The following is a 7,535-nucleotide window of genomic DNA, read 5'->3' as shown; positions in this document are numbered from 1 at the left end:
TTTTATATAATAAGCTTTTTATCCCCCCTACTGCCTCTCTTGGTCAGCATTCCCTCTCTTGGTCGGCGTTCCCTTGCGTCTGACGCCGACGCGGGTTCCGACCGCTTGCGCCTAGCGGCGGCGCGGGGTCTGACCGCTATTGCCTACTGCCAAATGAGCTGCGCACAGCGCTATAAATATCATGTCCGCTTAAATACTTACACTCAAAAGGAAGGCAGAAGGGTTAGAATAATTTGGACAAATTCGCTTTTTATCACCGGATTTGGTATTATATCATCTCCGGTAGCATCGGTCTTGTATAGTAAATAGGGAACAGGGAACAGGGAACAGGGAACAGGGAACAGGCAAGAAAAAAACTTAAATTTCCTGTAGATATCCACGCTAACTTTTACACAAACGATACCAACGGACATGATATTATTCGTAACATTCTTTTTTCAAAATGGTATAATACTAAATCTCAAAAGTCTTGCTACATCTCCTTGAAAGTAGGGAGTAGGGAGTAGGGTGAAAAGAGATAAGATATTTTGGTTTAATACCGAGAATCGTTACAAACATGATTATACCATTATTTTTACTTAATAACTGAAGTCCCATAGGAAGTATAGCATTATTTTTGGGAATTGCTATAAAACTATTTCTCAGAAGAACAATCTTGGGACGATTCTTCTGACTACCTCTTCTATAATTCCCATTCCTCCTGACTTCTGGATTCTGGCTCCTACCCCTACCAAAAGACTTTTTCAGCAAACCCTAACTAGTAGTATACAAGATACTATCGATAATGCTTTCAGAGTTTTGTCCTAATCAACTGTTTCTATACTATAGCAATCCTAAATCATTTGTGATAATTTTATTGCTTCGGTGTTCTTTATTGTCTATTCCCTGTTCCCTGTTCCCTAAAATCTATAATATTTCACAACTCAAATAAGATTGCTATATTAAAATCTAAAACCTTCTTTGATAGAGCTAGGTTTCAAAAGTTCCTATCGCTTCTATCGCTATTTTTAGTAACGAATGATGGGAGTATTTTTTTAAAAGAATTAATAACGCTTCATCCAACTTAGCTTCCAAATCTTGATTTTGAATATCCACAATTATTTGATAGAGAAGTTCAAAAGTAATCCGTTCATCTTTGATCAAAATAATATATTCGCAATTATCTGTATTTTTAAATTTATCTAATTCTGCTATACTTTTTTCACCACTAACTTTATACCCTCTAGCATCTCGATATAAATAAAACTTAAGGTGAGAATTTCTTGCTACTAATTCATTCCAGCTAGTTATCCGAGAAAAAAAGGCGCTACCTCCATCATACAAAAAACCTATAGCATAACCTTGAGTTTCTGTTTGAATAACCAGGTGATCTGGAATTTTTTTTGGTCTATCAAAAGTCAGAAAGTCTAACTTGAGAGATGGTTGAATTATTTTCAAAGATTCAAAAATTTTCTCCAATTTTCCCCGGTCATCACTACTTGTAATAACTTGGGAATCACTATATTCTTCTTCTATTTGCTGATATTTTTGATTCAGGTAATCTACGATAATTTTATTAGTATCAGTTGGAGACTCTTGATGAATAGACTTTTGATTATCTGGCTCATTTTTTGCTTCTAAATTAGATTCAATACTCAGTTTTTCAGCTATCTTCAGAACAAGTTCTTTAATTTGTTTAATATCTGAAACCAAACCTTGTAAATTGGAATTATTTTGTAGTGATATTTGACTATTTGTGTCAACTTTCAGATAATCAGGCAGGGGAATATTATGAATTTTATAATTATAGAAATCTGCTGCAGAATTAATAATTGAGCGGATAGAATTTTTACTTAATATTTTCTGAATTTCATGTGGCGTAAACAGTTGTTCTATTGGTAGATTAATAGACTTAGATTTTTCATTGAGAATTGTGATTAGTTGTTCTTCCGACGGCTTATTTAAGAATACTTGACACTGAGAAATTCTATCTACAATAGAATCATCAAATTCTTCTTTAAACTGTTCCCATCTGTCAGGGAATAAATTTAGGATAATCAAACTATTAGGAACATGAGTAAAAATTTCTTTAATTGCTTCTCCAAAACTGTGCAAAAGATTCTTATTATATTCCCTACCTAAACCTTCTAACTGGTCAAATACAATAATCAAAGGTTCATCTAAAAGTGATAAATAACCTAATACTTTTAACGCTTCTAGAGATACTTCCTCCCGATTAATACTTTTATTCCAAGATGCTATTTTAACTTTATCTAATAACTTTTGAGGTACATCATTCATTGACAACCATTCTCGAATGACACGACGATAATCTATGGCTCTATACCCACAAAACTTGATAATTCCTTTGAATATTTCTGGTGCATATCCTGCCGTTGAATAATTTGTACTCCACCACAAATTAGCTCGATTTTCTATATGTTCCCAAAACTCTCGTTTTGCTTGAGTATCTGATGAGAAAAAAGAGAGTAATTTTAGGTTTCCATCTTTAACTAATTGTATGACTGCCTGGTCTTTTTTACTTTCTTTTTTTGGGTACAAATCAGGATTTTCTATAATAATTTCTTGAAAAATTTTGGCACAACTATTAGCAATCAAATATTCCAGTTGAGTATAGTTAATTTTTGGTATACATCTAATTAGCGATTCAAGTATACGACTATAAATATGGTAAATAATAGCATCAGGATTGTTAGGTTGACGGATAAATAAGAGCCGATTAGTTTTTAATCTACTATTTGCTAGTCGCATCATCAGGTGAGTTTTGCCAAACCCTGGTTCCCCTACAACAACAACCCCTTTACTTTGATGATTAATATCTTGTTTAATATCTTTGAGAGTAGATTGTATTCTATGAAATTCTTTACTAAAAACATTATCTGCATCGCTATGTATCTGAAAAGGATGATCGACTCGACTACTTCCAAATGGATTTTTTCTTTTTTGTAGTTTAGCTCCAAGATTTAAATCGATCATAGGTACTTATAAGCAAAGTTTTAAGAATAAAAATTATTATAGCAGAAGAAGGAAGAGGGAAGAAGAAAAAAGAAAAATCTTAAGTTGCCAGAATTTTAAACTTTTGATACATCAAATACAGTAATGGCGACTGCAAGTTTTCTGATAATAGACATCTCTAATAATCAAAAATCAAATCAACTCTTATCCATAAATTATCAATTATTCGTCCCTGTTGCCTGTTGCCTGTTACCGAAAAATAAGGTCTAAAGTATCCCCTTAAAAGGGGATGAAAAAAGTAAGTTTCCGTATTTCAAGCCTCTGGGTTTCCGTTTGTCATGCTGCGCAAACAGCCAGAGGTACTGATAACTGATCACTGATCGCCGATCACTGAAATGACCTACTCCCTACTCTAATAAGGACTAGAGTCAAGTTCTCCATTCTCAACACTAACTTGATAATCAGCAGTAGATGGTCTATGATTCAAATCAAAAGTTTCACCATTTCCTTTTTTCCAGATTTTGAACCCACTAAAAGTTAGTGGAGTTTGAGGGTTACATTCCTCTGGTAAATGGTCTCCCAAAACAAAATAAACAAACCCATTTCCAACTACTTCAGCTAAACCACTTTGATCGACAATTAACGAAGTATCTTCATCAATACCAATACCTAGAGCAGTCTCAAATATTCCATCTCTAACTAGACGAGCAACAAATGTCATTAACCTACCCATGCGATCGCGCTCATGGAAGTGAGTATCTATAATAGTTCCCTGAAAATTTTGCCAGTTGAATAAACCCTGCTCTAGAGTAATATCTTGATATGGGTCTTTTAGTGCGGTTTTACTGGTAACTGTCTCAGAACAAGCACTAAAAACGAAATTACTTTGAATCATTGCACCAGCACTAGTACCGCCAACTGCCCCACCTTTGGCAATAACAGACTGAACAGCTTTATCAACTTCCGTATTTCGATAATTCCGCAAATATTGACATTGGTCGCCACCTGCAAAAAAAATTACTTCGGCATTCTCAATGGGGTCTACTATATTCTCTTTTTGACCATCTTCTCGGTCGGAAATTATCAGAGTTTCCACTGAGTCTACCCCATCCATATCTAAAATTGGTTGATTATAGGCATCGCTACCTGAGTCACGAATTATAATCACATCTATTTTATCAGTACAAGAATTGCATCCTCGGACTTGATTAATCATCCACTGAATTGCAGAGTCTATATCAAGGCCACCACCACCAAAGTTGTAAACTGGGCCACTGTACATTACACTTAAACTTAAATTAATAGAATTGTTTTCTAAATAACTGTAACTTTTTTTCTGGGTAGAAAAAACCATGGTAATTATTAAGCAGAAGATTATGATGACTTTGAATAATTTTCTGGATAGGAAAGTTAGCAGCAAATAAAGTGAGCAAATACACTTCATAGATTTAGGTAATTGCCTCAATAGACATCTTCACCAAAAGAGGGAACAGGGAACAGGGAACAGGGAACAGGGAAGAATCATTGGTAATTTCTAGATAAGAATTGATTTTATTTTTAATTTTTGGAGATGTCTAATAGTATTGTATAGCGTTTTTCAAGTTACTGAGGTACAGTTGTTTTTCTTCTTTTCTACTCCCTACTCCCTACTCCCTACTCCCTACTCCCTAAAAAGATAATTTTTTTTACTGAAAGATAACCTAAAATTAATCTAAAAGCTGTAATATATATTAGTTTTATTCATAGTTCATAATATAAATGTCTAAATATAACGCTATAGAAGTTAAAAATCTAGATAAAAATTTTAAAGGAAAACCTGCTTTGCTGCAAGTTAATATCTGTATTGAAGCAGGAGAAATGGTTGGTTTAGTTGGTGCTTCTGGTTCGGGAAAATCTACTTTACTACGACATATAAATGGTTTGGAGAAAGGAGATACAGGTACAGTTTACATATTTGGTACAGCTTTACAAACACATGGCGTTTTCCACTCACATATTAGAAAATTACGTTGCCAAATAGGCTGTATTTTTCAGCAATTTAATTTGGTCAAACGACTAACAGTAATAGACAATGTATTAGTGGGAAACTTAGGGCAAATGTCTCTTGTCAATTCCGCACTACGTCTATTTACAAAAGAGCAAAAAATACAGGCACTTGCTGCATTGGAAAGAGTAGGAATTTTAGAGCAAGCTGATAAAAAAGCAGCCCAACTTTCTGGGGGACAACAACAAAGGGTAGCGATCGCTCGTTGTTTAGTACAGGGAGCTAAAATTATTCTAGCAGATGAACCTATAGCTTCCTTAGATCCAGAGTCTGCTCGGAAGATAATGGAATTATTATGCGAACTCAACCGCGAAAATAATATTACTATTGTTAGTTCTCTACATCAAGTTCAAATGGTACGTCGGTATTTTGAGCGTACTATTGCTCTGAGAGATGGAGAGGTTGTATTTGACGCTCCAACAGTTAATCTGAGCGATCGTAAACTAGACGAACTTTATGGTACAGCAGCAGAAGAACTAATATTGAAAGGTCATGGAGAATTAGTTTAGTTACAGCAGTTTTCCAGTTGATAAGGCACAAAGTTTTATGCTTTAGGCAACAGGGAATGAATAAAGATTATAGATTAGCCTTAAACTGTACCTAATGCTTCCTGAAATTTTATGTAATTTATAAAAAAAGTATAGAATATGGCAGTTATCTTATTCATATATATTAGTTTTTTTCTTCTTCCCTGTTCCCTGTTCCCTGTTCCCTGTTCCCTAAAAGTCTCCAATATCTCACAACTAAAATCACATTGCTATATATAAATAAAAATGAACAAAATAACTAATGATTTTCACTCTATTGATCGAACTATTATCGCTACTCCAGCAATTATAAAAATGTTAGCAAAAGAAAAAAAACGAGTTACTAATACTCGCATAATATTTGCCTTGGGTGCTGCAATTATTATGGTTTTTTCTGCTCTACAAAGTGAAATAAATTTTTTAACTTTATTCCAAAAAAGCGGTAATATGGTTGAGTATATTCAATCATATTTCCCCCCAGATTTTTCCGATTGGAAAATTTATTTAGAAGACACAATAATTACTATCTCAATGGGTCTTTGGGGAACTATTTTAGCAGCAATTTTCGCCGTTCCATTTTCCATTTTGGCATCAGAAAATATGTGTCTAATTTGGATAGTACAACCTATTCGTCGAATTTTAGACGCCATGCGGGCAATTAATGAAGTAGTATTTGCTCTAATATTTGTAGTAGCTGTTGGTTTAGGTCCCTTCGCTGGTGTTTTAGCCTTATTTGTACATACAGCAGGTACTTTAGGAAAACTTTTTTCAGAAGCAGTGGAGTCAATTGAACCTGGTCCGGTTGAAGGTATTCGTGCTACGGGTGCTAGTAAAATTCAGGAGATTATCTTTGGAGTAATTCCTCAAGTAATGCCATTATGGACTTCCTTCGTCTTGTATCGTTTTGAGTCAAATGTTCGTTCTGCTTCTGTATTAGGAATAGTAGGTGCAGGTGGTATTGGAGTTTCCCTTTATCAAAGTTTTGGTTCATTTTTGTATCAAAAAGTTTGTGCAATTTTAATTATTTTAATTTTGGCAACTTCAATAATTGATGTATTATCAGCAAAATTAAGAAATTGGCTAGTTTAATGAGGAGTAGGGGAGTAGGGGAGTGGGGGAGTAGGGGAGTAGGGGAGTGAGGGAGTGGGGGAGTGGGGGAGAATTCAACATAAGTCCAGTAGGGTGTGTTAGCGACAGCGTAACGCACCAGCCCCTACATCTATTGCCACTTCAGTAGGTTGGGTTAAGCGATATAGCTGCCGCTAGGCTCCGCCAACGCGCAACCCAACAATAACAGGGAATTTTGGAATGAATTTGTTGGGTTTATCCTACGGATAAGCTCCGCTAACGTTTTTGATTGAAAGCGTAATAAGTTCAGTAGGTGGGGTTAAGCAGCAGCGCAACCCAACAATAACGGGGACTTATGAGATTAATTTGTTGGGTTTATCCTAACGGATAAGCTCCGCTAACATTCTTCAACCCAACCTACTTCTGACCAAACTTTACATTTCCTCCTACACTTCCGAAATAGTATTGAGCATTGGTATTGGTATTGCCATCACCAACAGAAGCAACACCTTCTTTTACTGTGGCCGTATTACTAATATTCTCCCGAACTCCTGACTTAACCTCTTCCCACCCACCATCCGGTAAACCTTTACCCCCACACAATAACGCTACCGGAAAATCCTCTGTCTGGGAAAAGTCAAAAATAGGGGTTTGTTTTCTCCCTAATTGTCGAGCGCTTTCAGGAACAGTTTTTCCCACATAATTCATTAAATTGGAAACCGTGACAATTTCATCTCCTGGTTTATTGCCACCACCATGTAATGCTTCCAGAAAATGGTCTGTGTAGATACTCATTTTTCCATCGGAGCGTATCCATGATGACTCGTCTCCTGTGGATGAGGTAAAAACTGCTCGCCCTGTTCCTTTTCTTAATTCATCTATTAACTTTTTCGGGAGGGCGGTTTGACTGAAGTTTTCCGGTAATTCTAGTTCCTCTGTTT

5 protein-coding genes are annotated in these 7,535 nt (G+C 35.5%); 2 read left to right on the top strand and 3 right to left on the bottom strand.

Annotated elements, in window-relative coordinates; all coding sequences use genetic code 11:
- Nucleotides 1–969 precede the first annotated feature (969 nt).
- A complete protein-coding gene (locus AC3DU7_RS19675) occupies nucleotides 970–2,976 on the bottom strand; it encodes an ATP-binding protein (protein WP_488041006.1) in 2,007 nt (668 codons plus the stop codon).
- Nucleotides 2,977–3,367: 391 nt separating this feature from the next.
- On the bottom strand, nucleotides 3,368–4,309 hold the full coding sequence (locus AC3DU7_RS19670) for a cyanophycinase (protein ID WP_488041005.1): 942 nt from the start codon (nucleotides 4,307–4,309) through the stop codon (nucleotides 3,368–3,370).
- 404 nt (nucleotides 4,310–4,713) lie between these two features.
- Between AC3DU7_RS19670 and phnC the strand changes: the two genes are divergently transcribed.
- Nucleotides 4,714–5,508, top strand: coding sequence for a phosphonate ABC transporter ATP-binding protein (gene phnC / locus AC3DU7_RS19665; protein WP_488041004.1), 795 nt, complete (start codon nucleotides 4,714–4,716; stop codon nucleotides 5,506–5,508).
- 264 nt (nucleotides 5,509–5,772) lie between these two features.
- On the top strand, nucleotides 5,773–6,615 hold the full coding sequence (gene phnE / locus AC3DU7_RS19660) for a phosphonate ABC transporter, permease protein PhnE (protein ID WP_488041003.1): 843 nt from the start codon (nucleotides 5,773–5,775) through the stop codon (nucleotides 6,613–6,615).
- A gap of 396 nt (nucleotides 6,616–7,011) precedes the next feature.
- Here phnE and AC3DU7_RS19655 read toward each other — a convergent pair.
- Nucleotides 7,012–7,535: hypothetical protein (locus AC3DU7_RS19655; RefSeq protein WP_488041002.1), on the bottom strand; the 524-nt coding region annotated here is incomplete at its 5' end.

Source organism: Okeania sp., assembly GCF_983059655.1.
Note: the sequence above shows the minus strand (reverse complement) of the source record. Positions and strands in the feature narration are given on the sequence as shown.

Bases quoted from the DNA above. Each gene is read 5' to 3' on its own strand.
- AC3DU7_RS19675 (WP_488041006.1), bottom strand. From the start codon at position 2,976: ATGATCGATTTAAATCTTGGAGCTAAACTACAAAAAAGAAAAAATCCA.
- AC3DU7_RS19670 (WP_488041005.1), bottom strand. From the start codon at position 4,309: ATGGTTTTTTCTACCCAGAAAAAAAGTTACAGTTATTTAGAAAACAAT.
- phnC (WP_488041004.1), top strand. From the start codon at position 4,714: ATGTCTAAATATAACGCTATAGAAGTTAAAAATCTAGATAAAAATTTT.
- phnE (WP_488041003.1), top strand. From the start codon at position 5,773: ATGAACAAAATAACTAATGATTTTCACTCTATTGATCGAACTATTATC.